Origin of the sequence: Arthrobacter phoenicis (assembly GCF_047238215.1) — a bacterium.
Taxonomy (GTDB): Bacteria; Actinomycetota; Actinomycetes; order Actinomycetales; family Micrococcaceae; genus Arthrobacter.
This window is the reverse complement of sequence record NZ_JBDFMK010000001.1, coordinates 1067371-1083245: the sequence shown is the minus strand read 5'-3', so window position 1 is coordinate 1083245 and position 15875 is coordinate 1067371. Positions and strand designations below refer to the sequence as shown.

The 15875-nt window shown below is 63.5% G+C and carries 30 protein-coding genes and 1 tRNA gene; 2 read left to right on the top strand and 29 right to left on the bottom strand.

Annotation, left to right across the window (positions count from 1 at the left end; all coding sequences use genetic code 11):
• Positions 1 to 2: 2 nt before the first annotated feature.
• From ABC337_RS04890 to ABC337_RS04755, 28 genes are all read right to left on the bottom strand, one after another.
• Entirely contained in the window at positions 3 to 1664 is a 1662-nt protein-coding gene (locus ABC337_RS04890) for a DNA cytosine methyltransferase (RefSeq protein WP_412893210.1), read from the bottom strand.
• Positions 1661 to 2056 (bottom strand): hypothetical protein, encoded by a 396-nt coding sequence (locus tag ABC337_RS04885; RefSeq protein WP_412893209.1) that lies wholly within the window; start codon positions 2054 to 2056, stop codon positions 1661 to 1663. The genes ABC337_RS04890 and ABC337_RS04885 overlap by 4 nt, the downstream gene beginning before the upstream one ends.
• A 26-nt stretch (positions 2057 to 2082) precedes the next feature.
• Positions 2083 to 3159 carry a DNA polymerase III subunit beta gene (dnaN, locus tag ABC337_RS04880; protein WP_412882121.1) on the bottom strand — a complete coding sequence of 359 codons (1077 nt, stop codon included), beginning with the start codon at positions 3157 to 3159 and terminating at the stop codon, positions 2083 to 2085.
• 271 nt (positions 3160 to 3430) lie between these two features.
• Positions 3431 to 5950, bottom strand: a complete 2520-nt coding sequence (locus ABC337_RS04875; protein WP_412882122.1) for a DNA methyltransferase — start codon at positions 5948 to 5950, stop codon at positions 3431 to 3433.
• Entirely contained in the window at positions 5947 to 6180 is a 234-nt protein-coding gene (locus tag ABC337_RS04870) for a hypothetical protein (RefSeq protein ID WP_412882123.1), read from the bottom strand. The genes ABC337_RS04875 and ABC337_RS04870 overlap by 4 nt, the downstream gene beginning before the upstream one ends.
• Complete coding sequence (locus ABC337_RS04865) at positions 6177 to 6473, bottom strand: glutaredoxin family protein (protein ID WP_412882124.1); 297 nt, start codon at positions 6471 to 6473, stop codon at positions 6177 to 6179. Before ABC337_RS04865 ends, ABC337_RS04870 begins: the two co-directional genes overlap by 4 nt.
• Before the next feature lie 60 nt (positions 6474 to 6533).
• Entirely contained in the window at positions 6534 to 6707 is a 174-nt protein-coding gene (locus ABC337_RS04860) for a hypothetical protein (protein WP_412882125.1), read from the bottom strand.
• 90 nt (positions 6708 to 6797) lie between these two features.
• Positions 6798 to 7220, bottom strand: coding sequence for a hypothetical protein (locus tag ABC337_RS04855; RefSeq protein WP_412882126.1), 423 nt, complete (start codon positions 7218 to 7220; stop codon positions 6798 to 6800).
• Entirely contained in the window at positions 7217 to 8431 is a 1215-nt protein-coding gene (locus ABC337_RS04850; protein ID WP_412882127.1) for an AAA family ATPase, read from the bottom strand. Before ABC337_RS04850 ends, ABC337_RS04855 begins: the two co-directional genes overlap by 4 nt.
• Positions 8428 to 9042: a hypothetical protein gene (locus ABC337_RS04845; protein WP_412882128.1), complete on the bottom strand. Its 615-nt coding sequence runs from the start codon at positions 9040 to 9042 to the stop codon at positions 8428 to 8430. The genes ABC337_RS04850 and ABC337_RS04845 overlap by 4 nt, the downstream gene beginning before the upstream one ends.
• Positions 9039 to 9860 (bottom strand): YqaJ viral recombinase family protein, encoded by an 822-nt coding sequence (locus ABC337_RS04840; protein WP_412882129.1) that lies wholly within the window; start codon positions 9858 to 9860, stop codon positions 9039 to 9041. Before ABC337_RS04840 ends, ABC337_RS04845 begins: the two co-directional genes overlap by 4 nt.
• Positions 9861 to 9938: 78 nt before the next feature.
• Positions 9939 to 10157: a hypothetical protein gene (locus tag ABC337_RS04835; protein ID WP_412882130.1), complete on the bottom strand. Its 219-nt coding sequence runs from the start codon at positions 10155 to 10157 to the stop codon at positions 9939 to 9941.
• A complete protein-coding gene (locus ABC337_RS04830) occupies positions 10154 to 10558 on the bottom strand; it encodes a hypothetical protein (protein ID WP_412882131.1) in 405 nt (134 codons plus the stop codon). Before ABC337_RS04830 ends, ABC337_RS04835 begins: the two co-directional genes overlap by 4 nt.
• Positions 10555 to 11037 (bottom strand): HNH endonuclease, encoded by a 483-nt coding sequence (locus tag ABC337_RS04825; RefSeq protein ID WP_412882132.1) that lies wholly within the window; start codon positions 11035 to 11037, stop codon positions 10555 to 10557. The genes ABC337_RS04830 and ABC337_RS04825 overlap by 4 nt, the downstream gene beginning before the upstream one ends.
• 107 nt (positions 11038 to 11144) lie before the next feature.
• The gene (locus ABC337_RS04820) at positions 11145 to 11381 is read right to left on the bottom strand and encodes a hypothetical protein (RefSeq protein WP_412882133.1); all 237 of its coding nucleotides are present in this window, start codon (positions 11379 to 11381) and stop codon (positions 11145 to 11147) included.
• A 58-nt stretch (positions 11382 to 11439) separates the two neighbouring features.
• Positions 11440 to 11763: a hypothetical protein gene (locus ABC337_RS04815; RefSeq protein ID WP_412882134.1), complete on the bottom strand. Its 324-nt coding sequence runs from the start codon at positions 11761 to 11763 to the stop codon at positions 11440 to 11442.
• Entirely contained in the window at positions 11760 to 11978 is a 219-nt protein-coding gene (locus ABC337_RS04810) for a hypothetical protein (RefSeq protein ID WP_412882135.1), read from the bottom strand. Before ABC337_RS04810 ends, ABC337_RS04815 begins: the two co-directional genes overlap by 4 nt.
• Positions 11975 to 12157 (bottom strand): hypothetical protein, encoded by a 183-nt coding sequence (locus tag ABC337_RS04805; RefSeq protein ID WP_412882136.1) that lies wholly within the window; start codon positions 12155 to 12157, stop codon positions 11975 to 11977. The genes ABC337_RS04810 and ABC337_RS04805 overlap by 4 nt, the downstream gene beginning before the upstream one ends.
• Positions 12154 to 12468, bottom strand: coding sequence for a hypothetical protein (locus tag ABC337_RS04800; protein WP_412882137.1), 315 nt, complete (start codon positions 12466 to 12468; stop codon positions 12154 to 12156). The genes ABC337_RS04805 and ABC337_RS04800 overlap by 4 nt, the downstream gene beginning before the upstream one ends.
• The gene (locus tag ABC337_RS04795) at positions 12465 to 12752 is read right to left on the bottom strand and encodes a hypothetical protein (RefSeq protein ID WP_412882138.1); all 288 of its coding nucleotides are present in this window, start codon (positions 12750 to 12752) and stop codon (positions 12465 to 12467) included. Before ABC337_RS04795 ends, ABC337_RS04800 begins: the two co-directional genes overlap by 4 nt.
• A 109-nt stretch (positions 12753 to 12861) precedes the next feature.
• The gene (locus ABC337_RS04790) at positions 12862 to 13053 is read right to left on the bottom strand and encodes a hypothetical protein (protein ID WP_412882139.1); all 192 of its coding nucleotides are present in this window, start codon (positions 13051 to 13053) and stop codon (positions 12862 to 12864) included.
• Positions 13046 to 13234: a hypothetical protein gene (locus tag ABC337_RS04785; protein WP_412882140.1), complete on the bottom strand. Its 189-nt coding sequence runs from the start codon at positions 13232 to 13234 to the stop codon at positions 13046 to 13048. Before ABC337_RS04785 ends, ABC337_RS04790 begins: the two co-directional genes overlap by 8 nt.
• On the bottom strand, positions 13231 to 13380 hold the full coding sequence (locus ABC337_RS04780) for a hypothetical protein (protein WP_412882141.1): 150 nt from the start codon (positions 13378 to 13380) through the stop codon (positions 13231 to 13233). The genes ABC337_RS04785 and ABC337_RS04780 overlap by 4 nt, the downstream gene beginning before the upstream one ends.
• Positions 13377 to 13649, bottom strand: a complete 273-nt coding sequence (locus ABC337_RS04775) for a hypothetical protein (protein ID WP_412882142.1) — start codon at positions 13647 to 13649, stop codon at positions 13377 to 13379. Before ABC337_RS04775 ends, ABC337_RS04780 begins: the two co-directional genes overlap by 4 nt.
• Positions 13646 to 13837 (bottom strand): hypothetical protein, encoded by a 192-nt coding sequence (locus ABC337_RS04770; RefSeq protein WP_412882143.1) that lies wholly within the window; start codon positions 13835 to 13837, stop codon positions 13646 to 13648. Before ABC337_RS04770 ends, ABC337_RS04775 begins: the two co-directional genes overlap by 4 nt.
• The gene (locus tag ABC337_RS04765) at positions 13834 to 14073 is read right to left on the bottom strand and encodes a hypothetical protein (RefSeq protein WP_412882144.1); all 240 of its coding nucleotides are present in this window, start codon (positions 14071 to 14073) and stop codon (positions 13834 to 13836) included. The genes ABC337_RS04770 and ABC337_RS04765 overlap by 4 nt, the downstream gene beginning before the upstream one ends.
• 118 nt (positions 14074 to 14191) lie before the next feature.
• Positions 14192 to 14377 carry a helix-turn-helix domain-containing protein gene (locus ABC337_RS04760; RefSeq protein ID WP_412882145.1) on the bottom strand — a complete coding sequence of 62 codons (186 nt, stop codon included), beginning with the start codon at positions 14375 to 14377 and terminating at the stop codon, positions 14192 to 14194.
• The gene (locus ABC337_RS04755) at positions 14374 to 14640 is read right to left on the bottom strand and encodes a helix-turn-helix domain-containing protein (RefSeq protein WP_412882146.1); all 267 of its coding nucleotides are present in this window, start codon (positions 14638 to 14640) and stop codon (positions 14374 to 14376) included. The genes ABC337_RS04760 and ABC337_RS04755 overlap by 4 nt, the downstream gene beginning before the upstream one ends.
• Before the next feature lie 150 nt (positions 14641 to 14790).
• Here ABC337_RS04755 and ABC337_RS04750 point away from each other — a divergent pair, with 150 nt between their 5' ends.
• Both ABC337_RS04750 and ABC337_RS04745 read left to right on the top strand, forming a co-directional pair.
• Complete coding sequence (locus tag ABC337_RS04750) at positions 14791 to 15030, top strand: helix-turn-helix domain-containing protein (protein ID WP_412882147.1); 240 nt, start codon at positions 14791 to 14793, stop codon at positions 15028 to 15030.
• A 367-nt stretch (positions 15031 to 15397) separates the two neighbouring features.
• Positions 15398 to 15610, top strand: a complete 213-nt coding sequence (locus ABC337_RS04745) for a hypothetical protein (protein ID WP_412882148.1) — start codon at positions 15398 to 15400, stop codon at positions 15608 to 15610.
• 185 nt (positions 15611 to 15795) lie between these two features.
• Here the strand turns inward: ABC337_RS04745 and ABC337_RS04740 are convergent.
• A tRNA-Thr gene (locus ABC337_RS04740) sits at positions 15796 to 15868 on the bottom strand.
• Between the last annotated feature and the right edge of the window lie 7 nt (positions 15869 to 15875).

The following is a 15875-nucleotide window of genomic DNA, read 5'->3' as shown; positions in this document are numbered from 1 at the left end:
GGTCACGCCGCCACAACCGACCCGCTTCCGGCGAGCGACAGGGCTGCAACGATGAACAGATCCCGAGCCGCAGGAGGGGTAACCGCGTTGCCAGCTTGCTTGACCTGTTCTCGCTTGTTGCCGGTCATGATGTAGCTTTTCGGGAATGCCATGCCGGCGCTGATTTCGTAGGGTTCTAGCATCCGAAATTCGCATTCCTCGATGTCGGGGACGGTCCACTCGGTGATGCCGTGGTGCTGGCCGCCCGCACTGAAGGTCCCGAACGGGTCCGACGTAGGGGCATTGGACGCCGCCAGGTGCTCTGGTGAGGTGCCGCGCATCGTGGTGACCATCGCGAACTGGTCCGTGGTGCTTATCGTCGGGATGGCTTTGGCCACCGGGTGCATCTGCCCGTTGCCGTAGTACTCCATGAGCATGTGGCTGCCCGGTGGCGCGATGAGCGACTGGTGCCCCGCCGTCGTGATGGTGCCCATCGGCTCCGTGGCGGGCTTGGACATCTCCGCACCGGACCCGCGGCTCGAGTTGTTCCGCATGATCAGCGGCAGCGCGAGCAGGCCTGTTTCGTTGCGGGTCGTTTGCGTCCGCATGGGATCGCTGGGCAGCTGCGCAACCTTCCCGTCCCGGCCTTCCACTGGCACGAGGAGTGACCGGGTGTAGCTGGTCGTCTGGGTCTGGAACGGTTCCGAGTGGACGGGGTTGATGATCTCGGCGCCGCGGACGGCATCGATGCTCACCGCTTTCCCGTGGTAGCGCTTGAGCCCGGCAGCGATCCTGGCCATGGTCTTGGGAACCAGCGGCCTGGTACGGTCGCCGATGCGCTGACCCCGAAGCTTCCAGTCGATCGCGGAGGCAGCCGGCAGCCATCCCGGTTCGATGATGGCGTTGCGGCATTTCGTGTTCGGGCAGCGGTAGACGTACTGGGCTTTGTAGCGGCCCCACCGGTAGTTCGGGTTCTTCCATGACTGGACGCAGCGCACCGTCTCGTCGCAGGTCGCGCAGTGGGCCAGCGGCATGAGCAGGTCGAAGTTCGGCTTGGGGTTTCCCTTGAGCCAGAACATCACGTACATCCGGTCACGGGACTGTGGAGCCGGGAGGCCGCCGAGCTGGGCGTGCATCGAGTTCATGTAGACGATGTGGTGGTGGTAGCCGAGGGCGTCCATGGCCATCAGCCAGGCGTCGAACATGACCCACTTCGCCGCATCGACGACGTTTTCCGTGATGATGAGCTTGTACTTGTGCCACTCCGCGAACCGGGGCACGTCCCACATGGTCGCCCGGGAGCGGTCGGCCGCCTCGTCCGCGATGGAGTCCCCGAAGAGGTCCGCCTGGTTGGTGATCCGCTTCTTGCCCTTCGCCACTGAGTGGTTCGTGCACTCGGGGGAAGCCCACAGGATGTCCGAAGTCGCGATGTAGCGGGGGTCCGTAATCTGGATGTCAGCACAGACGTGATCCGTTTCGGGGTGATTCGCGTTGTGCGTCTCGATGGCACGGGCCCAGTGGTTCATGGCCGTCTTGATCGTGACCCCAGGAACCTCCAGCGCCCCGGTTGAGGATCCGCCGGCGCCGCAGAACATATCCGTCGCGGTTAGCTCGTTGTTCGCCTGCTGCATGTGATGCTGCAGCTCGGTCAGGATGTCTTGCCGCTCAAGCAGTGCAGTGCTCATTTGGTGTCTTTCTGGTCGATTCGGGTCTTCGCCTCGGCGGCGATCTTTTCGGGGTCGAGGCCGCGCTCAATGGCCCACTGCCACAGCACTTCGGGGTAGTAGTCGCCGCCTTCGAGCTTGTCTTCGAGGGCGTCGGCCATGGTGTCCGCCCATGCCCGGTTATAGCCCTGCACTTCGATGAGGACGTCAGCGATGACGGCGTCCAGGAGGTACGCGAAGCAGTGCATGTTGCCGCGGAGGATACGGCGCTCCTTGGCCGCCTCGTCCTCGTCGCCGGGACGGTCGCTGAGGGCCGTGGTGAAGTACTCCAGCTGTGCAACCCCCTCTTCGAGGCTGCGGCGGATCAGAATGTCCGCGGTGATTACTGGCGCCGGGAACTCGGCGGGCAGCATTTCCTGACCAACGATCTCGGCCCCCATCAGAGACGCACCGGCATGAGGAGGTGGCGGAGGCCGTCGTGGCCGCCGACGAGTGCGGGCTTCTTGATGCTGTCCTGGAAGCCGAGAACAACCTCCGTCGCCGGGGTGACGGAGAGGGACCATGCGAGGTAGGCGGGGTTGAACGCGACCTGCACGTCGTCGCCACTGACCAGGCACTGGATCGTTTCGGTTCCGGTCGCGTCCTCGCCCGTGCCGGCGTCGACGGTCATAGCCCCGTCCTTAGTGGTGAGCCGGACCGGGGTGTTGCGTTCGGCGACGAGAGCGACCCTGGCCAGCACTTCGGCGAACTCTGCCCGATCCACGGTCACGTCCGTTTCGGTGACATCCGGGAAAAGGGCTTTGATCTTGGGGAAGTCACCGTCGAGGAGGATCGCAGTGGTTGCCCTGTTGCCCGTGCGGATTCCGACGAGATTTCCGTCGGCGAGGAATGAGGCCTCCCCGGCCAGCGTCTTGACGACGTCGGTGAGCCAGGCGGCGCGGACCAGGAGGTTGACGTCCCCGCCGGAGGGCTGCCACGGGATTGTGACCTCGGCGAGGCGGTACCGGTCGGTGGTACGCATGGTGAGCTCGTTCCCTTCGGAGACCAGATGCACGCCCATGAGGACCGGGACGGAATCGTCGGTGGAGGCGGCGCCGATGACCTGGCCAACGGCGGCTGCGAACACGTCTCCGTCGATCGTCCCGGCGACCGGGGGCAGGTCGGGCATTGGTGGGAACTCGGAGACGGGCATGGCCGCCATGGTGAACACTGCGGACCCTGCGGTGAGGGTGGCGCGGCGCTCGTCAACGGTGACGGTCACGCTCTTGCGGCCGAACTTACGGATGATGTCCGTGAACATGCGCCCCTGCAGTAGGACCGTGCCGGGCTCGGTGACTTCGGCGGCGACCTGGGTGCGGGCCGACTTCTCGTAGTCGAAGCCGCTGATCCTGAGGCCGCCCTGCTGGGCTTCGATCAGGAGGCCGGACAGGACAGGAACGGGCGGGCGGGGGCTGATGCCCTTGGAAGCGTAAGCTGCGGCGTCGGCGAGGGCGTCCGCGGTGAGGGTGAACTTCATGAGGCTCTTCTTTCGGTGTGTGTGGATGATTGGACCCATTGCTGCAGGGCTACTGCGAGTTCGCCGGCGGCGTCTGTGACCTGTATTTGGACGGCCGTGATGTTGCGTTGCGCGGCCTCAGTGTCGCCGCCGTATCGTTGTGCGGCCGCGTGTTCGATGTGCGCCCGCCGTAGCCTGTGGTCCCACGCGTCTTTGATGGCGCGGGCCTCGTCGTACCTGGCTTTCAGCACCTCGGACTCGGTTGCTGGCCGTCGGTTGGGGCGCCTCTCTGTCATGACGCGTCCGGTAGCCCTTCAAGGTCGAAGAGGGTGGGCATGTCCTGTTTGCGCTCTTCGGCTTCGAGGTACTTGACGGAGTCGAGGAAGTAGCCGGGGTTGAGCTCGCTGGATCGCCCCTGCCGACCGAGCATCAGCGCCCTAAGGGGGACGGTGCCGAGGCCGCCGAAGGGGTCAAAGACTTTGTCCCCGGGGTTGGTGTACCGCTCGATGAGCCTGTCCACGATGTCGAACTGGAGTGGGCAGACGTGCATCTGGACGTTCCTGCGCTTCTGCTCCCCGTTGAGGGTGAGCATTCGGTTGACGTCATGCCAGACGTCCGGTGCCCAGGATCCTGGCATGAGGGACATGAACGTGGCCGGCAGTGCGCCCCTACCTTGGAGCGCTTCACCGATGCGGACGTGGCTCTCGTAGTCGTAGACCTCGGTCAACGTCTGCTCAGTGAAGAGCTTGGAGCGCTGCTCGACCGGGAGTCCAGCGAGCTCGTCAGGCGTGAGGTGCCGGTTGCCGCTCGAGCGCCAGTTCGCGTGGGCGTCAACCTGCCAGCGGGCCAGTGAGTAGTCCTCCTTCTCCTTGACCACTCGCTCGTCGGCGTAGCCCTTGGATCGGTCGGTCTGGGGCTTGTGGAACAGGAGGATGTATTCGGGGGAGCCGACGCCCATCTTGGTCCCGTCCTTCCGCATCTCCGTGTACCCGAGTCGGTAGGTCTGGTTGTTCTCGCGGACGACGTCGGTGACCACGGTGATCATGCCCATGTAGTCGAAGCCGTGCTTCACGCCGTGGAAGAGCGCCTCGGCGTGGAAGGGGCTGACGGTGGGGATGCCGGCGCCGGTCACGTTGCCGAAGTTGATGCGGTCTTTCACGTGGCAGGCGTAGATGCGGCCAGGCTTGAGCACCTTGAGCAGCTGCGGGGTGAGGAAGTCCATCTGAGCCCAGAAGTGGTCGTTGTCGTCGGTGTGCCCGAAGTCGCTGTAGTCCGGGGTGTACTCGTAGTGGTTGGAGAATGGGATGGACGTGACGATCATGTCCACGGAGTTCTCGTCCATGTGGTTCGTGGTTTCGTCGACGCAGTCGTTGTTGGCTAGGGTCCAGCCTTCCCCGGACGCTTCGACGCGTTCGACGCCCATGGTGCGAGTCAGGGCCTCGGTGATGGAGTTCCGGGACAGCCCGTACTTCTTGATGATGTCCGTCATGGTTGATGTCAGCTCTCTGTGCTGGGCCCATTTGTCTTTGAGGGAGGTGACGACTTCACCCTCGGATTCGGCGTGGATGAGGTGCACCGTGCAGGGCCGTGTCTGGCCGAATCGTTGGATGCGGTGGCAGGCCTGGATGGTGTCGTTGAACTTGTAGGTGACGCCGGCGAAGATCGCCACGTTCGCCTGCTGCAGGTTGAGGCCTTGGCCGAGCATCACGGGCTTCCCGATCAGGGCGTAGGTTTCCCGGTCCCGCCACTTGTCGAGTCGTCGCTCAGCCTCGTCGGTGTCCAAGGATCCGTGGACGCTGGAGTAGCTGATCCCAGCCGCCTTGAGTGCCGCCTCGATCGCGCTCTGTTCGTCGTTCAGGTCGCACCAGAGGATGATCTGCCCGTCGTCACTGGCGTGGTGGTCGGCGACCATCTCCATGAGCTTCCCGATGCGGGCAGGGAGGCTGTCACGCTTCTCCTTGGCCACGCCCTGAAGGTCTTTGGCGCCGCCCCGGAATAGCCGTGCCTGGCCGTCGCGGTCCACCCCTGCGGTGGTGTGGTCGACGGGCACTTCGACCCAGTCGATGTGCAGCGGGGGCAGGTCGTAGCCCTCGTCCGAGTAGCCGAGGTCGGAGGGCTTCTGGAGGAAGATCGACCAGCTGTTCAGCCACATGAAGAACTCGTCCCGCTTGTGCGGGTAGAGGGTGAGGTTGTTTGCCTGGGTGGAGTCGCGCTGGAACCACCGGGTGAGTGCCTGGCCGGTGTCCATGACGCCGAGGAATCCGGCGTAGTGGATGAGTTCCTTGTACCGGTTGGGGGAGGGCGTGGCGGTGGCGACGAACCGGTACGGGACGTTGGCGAAAAGGCTGAGGAAGGTCTGGTAGGTCTTCGAGCCGAAGCTGCGCAGGACGCCGGCCTCGTCAAGGCTGACCGCAGCGAACAGGTCGACGTCGAGTTTCCCGTCGCGGACCGTCTCGTAGTTGGTGATGTAGATGCCGTCGCCGGCCACTTCCTCGGCCCGGCGGATGAAGGTGACATCGATGTCGAGTTTGCGGCCGTCACGGATGAACTCGCCGCGGACGCCGAGCGGGGCGATGATCAGGGCCCTGCCGCCGGCATGGTCGATGGTGAGGCGCAGGGTCTCCAGCTGCATGATGGACTTGCCCATGCCGAACGCTGCGAAGATCGCCCGGCGTCCGCCCTCTACCGCCCACCGGACGATGTCCCGCTGGTGATCTTTCAGGATGGGGTTAACGGCCGTCGCGGTGACAGGCTGCCCGTAGTTGCGCTCGAAGTCTGCCTTCGCCTTCAGGAACTCGGTGTAATCGCTCATCGGTTCTCTTTCGGGTACGAAAAAGGCCGCTTGGTGGCGGCCTTGGGTGTGGGGCGCTGTTCGCGCATGACGTTGCGGATCGCTTCGTCTTGGGTGGGGTTTCGGTATGTTCGCCTGGCGTTGTCGTCGGCGTCTTCGGTTTGCCGGGTGATGATGTGGTGGTCGCAGCGGTAGCCGGTGAGGCATACCCCGAATGCGCCGCGGCACACGTGGCAGCAGCGGTCGCTCATGCGACTTCGGCGTCGGGGCGGGCGGTGATGTGCTGCTCGATCATTCCGATGTCGAACTGGGTCCAGTGGACGTCGCCTTCGATGGTGGAGACGTAGACGACTGGTGCGGCCGTGTAGCCCAGCTGCTTGATGAAGTTGAGGGCGGTTTCGTCCTGGCTGACGTCGACCTTCGTGAAGTGGATGCGGTGCTTCCGCAGCTTGCGTTCGGTGGCATCGCACTGGACGCAGCGGGGCTTGCCATAAAGGACCACCGCGACGCCGTCGCGGGCTTGGATGTCTTCTGCGTGGTTCATGGGTTCCTTCGGTGTTGCGCGGCGCCCGGCCGGGGAGCGGCCGGGCGCCGGGTGTGTGGGCTAGTTGGTGAAGTAGGCGAACCCGACGCGGGTCTTGTCAGTTGCAGGGTCATAAACGGCCGTGACGGCTCGGAGCGATTCGCCGAGGTTGTTCGGGCCCTTGACTTCGCCGATGATGTGGGTGCAGTCGCCCGGGTAGGTGGCGAAACGGACAGGTGCTGCTGTGGTGGTCATGGCATTCCTTTGCTTGTGGGCATGAAAAAAGCCGCTCTCTGGCGGCTTGTGGTCGGTCGGGTTGGTCCGGTAATCCCCGGGCTTAGTCGTTTACGGGTTGTCTTCATCGATGAACGATGACGCGTGGGACTTGATGTCCAGCACCTTTTCGTTGGTGATTCCGGCGATGCCACAGGAAATTGAGCCCAATCCGCCTTTGCCTTCGAAGAGGACGATGACTTGCTTGCCGGGTAGCTGTTCCCAGCGGTCGACGCCGACGGTCTCAAGGATCCGCATGATGTGGTCGAGGCCGTACGCTGTGCCGAATCGGCCGAGGTGCTTGCCGTCGTCGTCCTTGCGTGGCTCGTCCAGGGTGTAGCCGCCGACGCCAATCCCGCCGCCTTTCCACTCGATGTGCAGCATGGCTGTCATGATGCCGGGGTCCTGCGTGCCGAGTGACGTGCTCTTGATGGTGCCGATCTGACCGGAGTATGTCTTTCCTTCGTGCTCGACGGTCGTCTTGATGGTGGTCATGCCTTCACGCTCCCGTCTTCGATGATGATTCCGCGGCCGTCGCCATCACCGACCATCTCGATCCACACCTGGTAGTCGTGCTCCTTCGCCGCAGCTTCGACAAGTGCGAGGTTGTCTGAGTCGAGCAGGGAGCCGTCGGCGATGCGGATGACACGGAGCTTGGGGTTGAGTGCAATTGCCATGGCCAGCGATACGCGCAGCTGCTCGGCCCCGGATGCCTGCTTGAAGGGGACGCCACGGTAGGTGACGCCGGTTTCGTCGAAGCCGAGACCATCGATGGGGAAGGTCGCGGATTCGAGGCCGGCAGCCTTCTGAGCGTCGATCTCTTGAATGGCGTCCGTGAGGGTTTCCGCTTCCTGCTGGGCGATGAGCAGGTCGGCGCGGACCTGCTCACCCGCCTTGCGCTTGCGGACAGCGGTGTTGATTGCCTCGGCGCCGTCCACCTGGGCTTCGATCGCGTCGAGGTCGACTTTCTCCGGAGCCGAGTCCACGCGATCCTGAGCTTCCCGCAGCTGCCGCTCAGCCTCTTCCAGTTCGAGCCTGACCCGCTCCACCTTGCCGGCCCAGCCGTCCCGCTCCGTTAGGGCCACATCGATCTGGTGGTTGAGCGCCTGTCCGTCTCGGTAGGCGTTGACGAGCGCCGAGACGCTGACCTCTTCGTCCGGCAGGTCGGCCGTCGTCGTGCCGTACTCCGCGGTCCGGGCGGTCAGTTCCTTGACCTTGCGGTTGGCGTCCGTTCGCCGCTCGAAGATGTCCTTCCGCTCGGTTGCGAGCTCGTCCAGGTCGAACGGCAGGTCAACGAGGTTCAGCAGGGTGGCCAGCTGGTCTTTGTCGGAGAGCTGGGTGAAAGCGAGCGGGTCGAGAGACAGCTTGCCGAGGAGGTCATCAAGCTTGGCCTGGCCCTTGGGGTAGACGGCTCCGTCGGGGGATTTGACGGTGAGCGTGGACCCGGAAGAGGTGAACTTGCGGGTGACGATGAGGTCCTCGGTTTCGAGGACAATCTCGGCGCGTTCCTCACCTTCCCGGATTGGCTTCGGCGTGGTCTTTGCGTTCACGCCTCCGAGGGCCGCGGTGATGCTGTCGAGGATGGACGTCTTGCCCTGCCCGTTCTTCCCGGCCACGATGACGAGGTTGCCGTCCGGGTCGGGGACGATCTCGGCGGCGGTGAGGCGCTTGTAGTTCGTGGATGCGAGTCGGATGATCTTGCTCATGCGTTTGGCTCCTGGGGGTCGTTCGCTTGGATGGTGGCGAGGATGTTCTGCGCTTCCTCGGCGGTGATCTTGTTCGGGTGGGTCCATGTGGCGCCGATGACTTGCCCGGCTATGGCGAGCATCTGCTTGCCGTCGCCTTCGTGGCCAGCAGCGGTTAGTGCGCTGGTGATCGCCTGCCATTGCTCCCGCCAGGGTTCGGAGGGTTGCTGGGACTGAGCGGCTGCTTCGTCGGGCAGGGGCTGGACGGTGTAGGTCCGGCGTGTTCCGCGGGCGACGGTGATCGGAACGTTCAACGGCTTGCCCCCGATGTGGGAGAGGTGGGAGATGCGGATCCCGCCCGGCACTTCCTTGCCGAACCGGACGGTCGGGTCCTTGTAGAGCGTGACGCGCCGGCCAACCCACACTGAGGCCTGATCGCCCCACGCCTCCATGAGGACGCGGAGCATTCCCAGTGGCGGCCGCCAGACTCGGCCTTCCCCTTCAACGAGTTCGACGTCGTACTTCTGTTCGGCCGCCCCGTTCTTCACCCCTGCGACGGTGAAGATCCGCGGGCCCCCGGTGAAGTCGTCGGCGTTCCATTGGTCTGAGCGTGGCTCGGCGGTGATTTTCACAGCTTCAACTCCAGTTCTAGGTAGTGGTCGATCCGCTCGGTGTCGGGCATGTTGGCGGTGGCGTTGAGGTAGTTGCTGACCATGCCGGTGGCCGTCGTCTCGAAGTGCCTGGCAGCGTTGAGGATGGCCGCATGCCAGACCGGGTCCGGGTAGACACGTTTGGTCCAGAGCTTCATGCCGCCGCAGTAGCTGGTGTAGTCGATCCACGCCCGGCCGGAGACGAGCAACCCTGTCTGCAGCTGGGCCATGTTCTCTCCCGGCACCTCATCGGCCAGGACCGTCTTGAGCTGCGCTTTCTGGGCGCGGCTCTTGATCTCGATGAGCCCGTCTTCACCAACGAGACCATCCGGCGAGTACCCGATCTTGAAGCCGTCGTAGTGCCGGACCATGAATCCGAGTTCGGTGACGGGTGCGTGGTGTTCGGAGTAGGAGGCTCGGGCGTATGGCTCGTCGAGGGTGCCGCGTTCCATGGCCCGGGACTGTTGGGCTGGTTCGACGTGGCCGGTGATGCGTTCGGCGGCGAGGGTCATGATGAGGCCGAGCGCCGTGTCGCTGGTGACATCGGCGGCGATGACCCGATCCAGTTCCCGGGCGGCGGATGCCCGGGCTGGGTGGAGTGTTTTGAGGGGCCCGGGTGATCGTTTCCCGGTGCACGGGTCGCCAACGGTGGAACCGCATTCCGGGCAGTCGGTTTCGATGGCGGTGGGTTGGCGGGAGGTGACGAGCTGGCCGATTACGGAGGCGGTGATAATGCCGCACCGCTCCGCCAGCCATTCGTCACTGCCTTGGGCGAGGTTCTCGAAGGTTTGTAGGCTCATGTGTCCCCAATCTGGGCAATAAAAAACCGCCTATCCGGCGGTGGTTGAGTATTGGTAATCAGTCGTTCACGGCTTGGGCTAGATGCGCGTCAGTCCGGACCGCTCAGGAACAAGCGCGTGGGCCTCCGGGAACAGGTCGGACGCAGCAGCGAGTTCCGCAACGTCTTCCGCGTCGTGGGCGAAGGCATTGAGCTTGTCCGCAATTGCCTGGGCTTCGTTGATGGACGCCTGCAGCTTGTCCGCTTCTTTGCCCGCCATATCCCGTAGCCGGTAGATCACGTCTAGGAAGTCGCTCATCCCTGTGCCTTCTTCCGTTCGTGGATTCCGGCTACCAGCGCCCGGCCCTCAATGTGCGTGGCGCGCTCTTTGAGCCACCGGTCAGTGTCACCGCGACGGACAGCAAGGACGCGCTCGTACTCGGCCCGGCCATCGTCGCCCGGCTTCACGTAGGGGAGCCTGGCCAGTTCGTCCGCGGCTTCCCTGAGTGCTTCGGCCTGCGCCTCAGCGAACAGGGGCGCCAACACGGCGGCCTGATGGGCGGCGAGACCTTCGACGCCGTCAGCAGGGTTCGGGTCGCCCCATGTGTAGATCACCGCGCCGCACCCGTCGCACTTGTCAACGTATGGCTTGGCATCCGTGTGCGATGACCTCGACCAGTGCTCGGCGAGTACCTTGGCGATCTGTTCCTGGCTGATCATGAAGCCTTCCTATCCGTGTCGTTGTGGGTGTAGAGCTCATTGCGCTTTGCTACGACAGCTTTCTCGGCTTCTCGAAGATCGGTAAAGTAGCCGACGTTGTAACTGCGGTTAGCATGCCTAACGACGGCATGCCACTTTCCGACATCGGTCTTCCAGTAGACGCCTCGAACCCCGGACGAATGATTGTTCCTCTGAGCGCCGATAAGGTTTTCGCGGTTCTGCTTGTGGCTTGCTAGCCGCAGGTGCGCGGGCTTTACGCATGCTTTGTTGTGGCACCTGTGGTCGATCTGCGCTCCTGCCGGTATGGGGCCGACGTAGGTCTCATAGGAGAAGCGGTGGGCTTTCACTTGCTTACCGGACACGCACAGCGCGCCGTACCCCTTGGTGTTCTTGCGTCCGGTCCATTCCCAGCATTCCGCCGTATCGTCCACGCTTGCCCAGAATCGTTCGACCGCCGGGACGTTGTTGGCGAATGCCATATTGAGGTCCGTCAGATCCTTGCCGGCGTGCCACTGGTTGTAGTGCCCTGCACACATTCCGCGTGCCCGGAGCGGCCGCTCGCAGCCGGGAAACTTACACATTGGCGTCATTTCCCCAGCGCCTCGGACAAGGCGGCGCGGATGTTGTCGGCGGCCTTCACGGACAGGTGGCCGTTGTTCTTGTCGCCGTAAGCATCCGCGATGAGATTAATGAGTAGGTTTCGACTAGGAATCAGGTGCGGGGCCGCAGCTTCGAGCATGTGCCGGGCAACGTCTCTTGGAAACACGGCTTTACGATCTGCCCACGCGGACAGTGCCGCTTCTACCGCTTCGTCAGGGATCACTTGGCGACCTCTGCTTCGAGTCTCGCTTTGATGGGGGCGAGTGCCTGGTCCGGGGTGCTCATGCTGCAGCCTCGTCGGAGTTGTGGAGAACCGATGCGGGGAGGTTGATCTCCTCGGGGGTGAGACCGATGTCTCCGCCCCAGAGGTACCAGTAGCCTTCGCCGTCCTTCTGCGCGGAGTCTTCGCCGCCGTTGGATAGGATCACCGAACCCTCAGCCAGCGCGTCGAGTTCCTCCACGGTGGTGATCGTCCGGGGCTTCCGGTAGCCGGCGGCAAGGATGTGGTCGGCTACGTCCATGTCCTGCTGACACGGGGTTTCGCAGGCGTCCTCGCCATAGGCCTCGATAATCACGGAGGCCAGTTCGTCGCGTTCGGTGCTCATCGGGTCTCCTCTGCGGTGCGGATCTTGTCCTTGTGGTCCCGGTGCCACTGCTTCCTGGCGTTTCCCGAGGTGAGGTAGTCGGACTTAGAACCGCAAGAACAGAGCGCGAAACCCCATCCTCCGGTGCCCTGGTAAATCCTGGCCCCGCGCTTGTCGTGGGCGGCCCCTTCGCCGTGCAGCTCGTGGCCGGCGAGGCGGGTGCTGGTCTTGCTCATCGGGTCTCCTGTGCGTGTTGGGTTTCGAGGGTGTTGAGCCGGGCGCGTGCGGTTTCGGCTTCCCGGTAGGCCTGTTCGGCGCGGGCGGTGGCGTCTGCTGCGTCGCGGCGGGCTTTCAGCAACGCCCGGTAACGGGTCGCCGACTCCACCGGGGGAGTGATCGAAGCACCCGGGATCACGGGATCACCTCGATGTGTTCGGGCAGGACGTGGACGGGCTTCCGGTGCAGGTCGAACGCCACAAGAAATGCGGTGACGCGCTCCTTCGGGATGAACGTGATGGGCTCGTCGTAGCCGTTGTACTGGTTCTCGCCGTTGGCCAGGGTGCGCTTGCCGATAATGATGCCCTCGCCGGCGCCGTCCAGTTCGCCCTTGTACGTCAGCTTCGGCGTCCACTTCTTCTCCCACTGACTGGACCCTGGGATCTCTACATAGCGGCGCTCGAGGTGGGAGACGAAGTGGACGCGCTGGCCGAACACGTAGCCGCTCATGCTAGGTCCAGCCGTTCGATGATGGTCTGGTTGAGCCGCTGGGCATTGTCGGACCGGGGCTTGAGCGGCGCCTTGGCGTATGACGCCTCAACGTTCGCCTGGTAAGCGATGAGGTTGGCGGTCCGCTGTTCGTAAGTGAGGGCAAGCGTGGCTTCGATCTGCCCATCGATGGCCTCGACGAGAATGCTTGCCTCTGTCTCGCCCTCCTGTGACTGCCATTCGTGAAGGCCCTCCTGGCGGAACTTCGCCATGGCCACGTGTGTGTTGGTCGCGGTGTCGCTCATTTGCCTGCCCCGAACTGGTAGTGGCGGCCGGGGACCAACTGGGCGCCGAGGATGTCGGTGAGGCGGCGGGTGAACCGCCACGGGGACCGACGGCGGGGATTGGTTATGGTCATGCTGTCCTTCTCTCGGTTGCTGCCAGAAGCTGGCGAAGATTGCGGGTGATGCGGCGGGAGACGCGCAGAAGGATCCTGGCGTCGAGTTCGGTGGGTTTGCCAGCGTGACGGCGGGCGACTGCTTCAAGGGACGCCACCGTGGCCTCAGCGGACGCGAGGGCGGCGGCGATAGCCACAGGATCAATCACGATCCCACCGCCCGTCCTTCCGCAGCTGGTCCGCGTACTCGTCCGCCTCATCCTGGGCGATGGCGGCCAAGCACTCAGTGCACTCGTCACAGTCGCCGTCCTCGCACTGGTCGATGTCGTCCGGCGGGGTCATGTTCTCGAAGTAGCGTTCGGCCGATGCGAACCCGGGCATGCCGCTCATTTGCCCTCGCATTCAACACAGCCGGAACTGGGCCCGTGCATCAGGTGGTAGGCATCTATCCGGTCCAAGCGGATTGCCCGGGGGATGTACACGACCGCACCGAAGATCACCGCGGCGAATACGAGCATGAAGAAACCGTTGATCACTGACCTGCTCCTTGGACTTTGCGGCGCCAGGTACGGATGACCCCGTGCCGGCGCGTGGTGGTGTTACTGGTCGTGAAGCCGTCCGCTTCGATGTACCCGAGCGTCTTCGCGGCGATGAACGCGGCGCCGACATGGTTCGGGTGCGGGGCCGGGCGCATTTCCCGGCGGAGATCATCCGCAGTGACAAGACTCTGCGCGTTCACCAGACCCTCGATCGTGGCGACCGCGTCCGCAGACCAGTTGTTGTCCTCCAGGACTGCTGCCTTCACCGCTTACCCCTTCGATAGGCACTGTTGTCTTCCTCGGTGCGCTGCTCACGGGCCCGGTCGATGATGAACGCGAGCTCGTCCGGGCTGATGGGGGAGTGCTTGACCTTTTGGCCGCCAGTCGGCCGCCCCTGTATCGGCTGCCTGCTGAGGTTCCGGCGGGTGCCGCGGCGGGCGCCTGTGTCGCTCATGCCGCCTCCGCAACTCGACGGGCGGCCGCCGCTTCGTTCGCCTGCTGCATGACGTTCTTGACCGCTTCCTCGCCGGTCGGATCCTGGTGTTGCAGCACGTACGCTTCCGCGTCCTCCTGCAACCAGCCCTCGCAGCGCTTCTCGAACCGCCGGGCAGACTTCTTCATCTGCGAGAACGTGAGACCGAGGCCGTCTTCCGTGTTCTTACGCATCACGATGGGGAGCAAATTGGGCATGACGAATCGCCCTTTCTCCGGCAGTGGAACACCGGGTGAGGTAAAGAGGTGTGGGTGGGGTGCCCTGATGCGGGCGAAAGGTGGATCTGGCCGGCGCCTGGCGCTGCGGCTGGTACTGCTACTTGCTTGGCGGTTCTGCGGGGAGCTGGTCGAGCCAAGCGTCAAGGTCCGCGTGGCGGATGACTGCTTTTGTGTTCGCGTATCGGGCGAGCAGGTGGCCGTCGTATACGGCTTGCTTGATGGTGCGGATGGAGTAGCCGGTCTGCTGCGCGGCTTGCTCGTAGGTGTAGGCGATCTGGCTCATACCGCCGCCGCCATGAAGTCTGCTGGGAGGATGGTCGACGGTGCTACGTTGAGTGCTCCAGCGACTTTGCGGAGTTCTTCGACTGTGAAGCTGCGGGCGTCGTCGCGGTGCTGTTCGAGGCTGCGTCGGAGTTTGGAGTACGAGAGGCCGGTGTTCTCGGCGAGGGCCTTCCTGGTGATGCCCTTGACGATCATGGCGTGCATGATTCGGTCTGCTACGTCGGCGTCTGCCGCGTTGTTCACGTGGCGTGTTGTGGTGTTCATGTAGCCACCGTAAGTGTTCGTTCGGACAATCGCAAGTACGACACATTGGCGTGTCTCAGTAGTCCGTTTCGAAAATTGAGTAGTCCGTTTGGGCAACAAAAGTTGCCGAAGGAGTTGTTAAGTTGTCCAAATGTAGTTAAGTTTGGACACATGAACACGTTTGAGGGACTCGAAGCAGCCATTGCCACCCAGATCAAGGTGGAGCTGGTCGAGCGGTCTATGGACCAAAAGGACCTGGCCGAGGCTATCGAGATTGAGCGCGCAACCCTCAATCGCTACATGACGGGCAAGCGCTCAATCCCGATGCCGACCTTCTTTCGGATCGCCGAAACCTTCGGCTTGAGCCCGCGTCAGCTCATGGAGCGCGCCGAGGCTCGACTGTCTCGATGAGTTCTGATGGGCGCACGCCGGCGAGTTCGGCAGCGTCCACCAGGTCGCGCACCGTCTCGATTTTCCTGGCTTCTACGCCCATTCATACCCCCGCTTGTAAATTCGAATATCTGTTCGAGTAATCAACCCTATCGGCATCCGCCGACATTGTGAATGAGTACACCCACGCCAGCTAATTTAGCGCATCTACAGTGCAAAGCTGGTCGCCGGCGGGGGTGAAGCTGGGATACACCTGTGAGCACATATGTGACGACACAGCTTGTATGGGACGTTCGTGCAGGTCAGGGCGCAGTTCGGCCGAATTCTCGCTTAGATTGTTGCAATGCCCAGTGGTTCTGAGCCGACTCCCGGCGCCTTTTCGAGAGCCGTGACAGCAGAGCTCCGAGGAGTTATGGGCCGCCACGGGATCAGCGCCAGGCAGATAGCCGATGCTGCCAACCGCTCGCCCGGCTACGTGACGAAGCGGCTCCGCGACGAGGCGTCATTCACCACCCAAGACCTGGCTGACATATGCGCTGGTATCAACCTGGACCTGTTGGCCCTTCTGGTGGCCTCCGTGCGGGCCTCCAAGCGCCTCTGAGACGACGAAAAGCCCCCGCACTCGTGGATGTGAGTGCGGGGGCTTTTTTGTACGCCAGCGAGGCGGTGCGCTGCGACGCATCCGGGTGCACGACTATGAGCAATGAGTACACCGTGGAGTACACCTGAGCAATTTCGGGAAACGAAAAATCCCCCAGGACCGTTGAGTTCTAGGGGATTTCTTCGAGCTTCCTATCAGAATCGAACTGATGACCTTTTCATTACGAGTGAAACGCTCTACCGACTGAGCTAAGGAAGCACCGCGT

Excerpts from the sequence above, each read along its gene's own strand:
- ABC337_RS04755 (WP_412882146.1), bottom strand. The coding sequence starts at position 14,640 with ATGAACACCACAACACGCCACGTGAACAACGCGGCAGACGCCGACGTA.
- ABC337_RS04785 (WP_412882140.1), bottom strand. The coding sequence starts at position 13,234 with ATGAGCGGCATGCCCGGGTTCGCATCGGCCGAACGCTACTTCGAGAAC.
- ABC337_RS04830 (WP_412882131.1), bottom strand. The coding sequence starts at position 10,558 with ATGATCAGCCAGGAACAGATCGCCAAGGTACTCGCCGAGCACTGGTCG.
- ABC337_RS04840 (WP_412882129.1), bottom strand. The coding sequence starts at position 9,860 with ATGAGCCTACAAACCTTCGAGAACCTCGCCCAAGGCAGTGACGAATGG.
- dnaN (WP_412882121.1), bottom strand. The coding sequence starts at position 3,159 with ATGAAGTTCACCCTCACCGCGGACGCCCTCGCCGACGCCGCAGCTTAC.
- ABC337_RS04760 (WP_412882145.1), bottom strand. The coding sequence starts at position 14,377 with ATGAGCCAGATCGCCTACACCTACGAGCAAGCCGCGCAGCAGACCGGC.
- ABC337_RS04795 (WP_412882138.1), bottom strand. The coding sequence starts at position 12,752 with ATGAGCGACACCGCGACCAACACACACGTGGCCATGGCGAAGTTCCGC.
- ABC337_RS04855 (WP_412882126.1), bottom strand. The coding sequence starts at position 7,220 with ATGACCACCATCAAGACGACCGTCGAGCACGAAGGAAAGACATACTCC.
- ABC337_RS04810 (WP_412882135.1), bottom strand. The coding sequence starts at position 11,978 with ATGAGCAAGACCAGCACCCGCCTCGCCGGCCACGAGCTGCACGGCGAA.
- ABC337_RS04765 (WP_412882144.1), bottom strand. The coding sequence starts at position 14,073 with ATGCCCAATTTGCTCCCCATCGTGATGCGTAAGAACACGGAAGACGGC.
- ABC337_RS04815 (WP_412882134.1), bottom strand. The coding sequence starts at position 11,763 with ATGAGCACCGAACGCGACGAACTGGCCTCCGTGATTATCGAGGCCTAT.
- ABC337_RS04850 (WP_412882127.1), bottom strand. The coding sequence starts at position 8,431 with ATGAGCAAGATCATCCGACTCGCATCCACGAACTACAAGCGCCTCACC.
- ABC337_RS04770 (WP_412882143.1), bottom strand. The coding sequence starts at position 13,837 with ATGAGCGACACAGGCGCCCGCCGCGGCACCCGCCGGAACCTCAGCAGG.
- ABC337_RS04885 (WP_412893209.1), bottom strand. The coding sequence starts at position 2,056 with ATGCTGCCCGCCGAGTTCCCGGCGCCAGTAATCACCGCGGACATTCTG.
- ABC337_RS04870 (WP_412882123.1), bottom strand. The coding sequence starts at position 6,180 with ATGAGCGACCGCTGCTGCCACGTGTGCCGCGGCGCATTCGGGGTATGC.
- ABC337_RS04890 (WP_412893210.1), bottom strand. The coding sequence starts at position 1,664 with ATGAGCACTGCACTGCTTGAGCGGCAAGACATCCTGACCGAGCTGCAG.
- ABC337_RS04865 (WP_412882124.1), bottom strand. The coding sequence starts at position 6,473 with ATGAACCACGCAGAAGACATCCAAGCCCGCGACGGCGTCGCGGTGGTC.
- ABC337_RS04835 (WP_412882130.1), bottom strand. The coding sequence starts at position 10,157 with ATGAGCGACTTCCTAGACGTGATCTACCGGCTACGGGATATGGCGGGC.
- ABC337_RS04825 (WP_412882132.1), bottom strand. The coding sequence starts at position 11,037 with ATGGCATTCGCCAACAACGTCCCGGCGGTCGAACGATTCTGGGCAAGC.
- ABC337_RS04860 (WP_412882125.1), bottom strand. The coding sequence starts at position 6,707 with ATGACCACCACAGCAGCACCTGTCCGTTTCGCCACCTACCCGGGCGAC.
- ABC337_RS04875 (WP_412882122.1), bottom strand. The coding sequence starts at position 5,950 with ATGAGCGATTACACCGAGTTCCTGAAGGCGAAGGCAGACTTCGAGCGC.
- ABC337_RS04800 (WP_412882137.1), bottom strand. The coding sequence starts at position 12,468 with ATGAGCGGCTACGTGTTCGGCCAGCGCGTCCACTTCGTCTCCCACCTC.
- ABC337_RS04750 (WP_412882147.1), top strand. The coding sequence starts at position 14,791 with ATGAACACGTTTGAGGGACTCGAAGCAGCCATTGCCACCCAGATCAAG.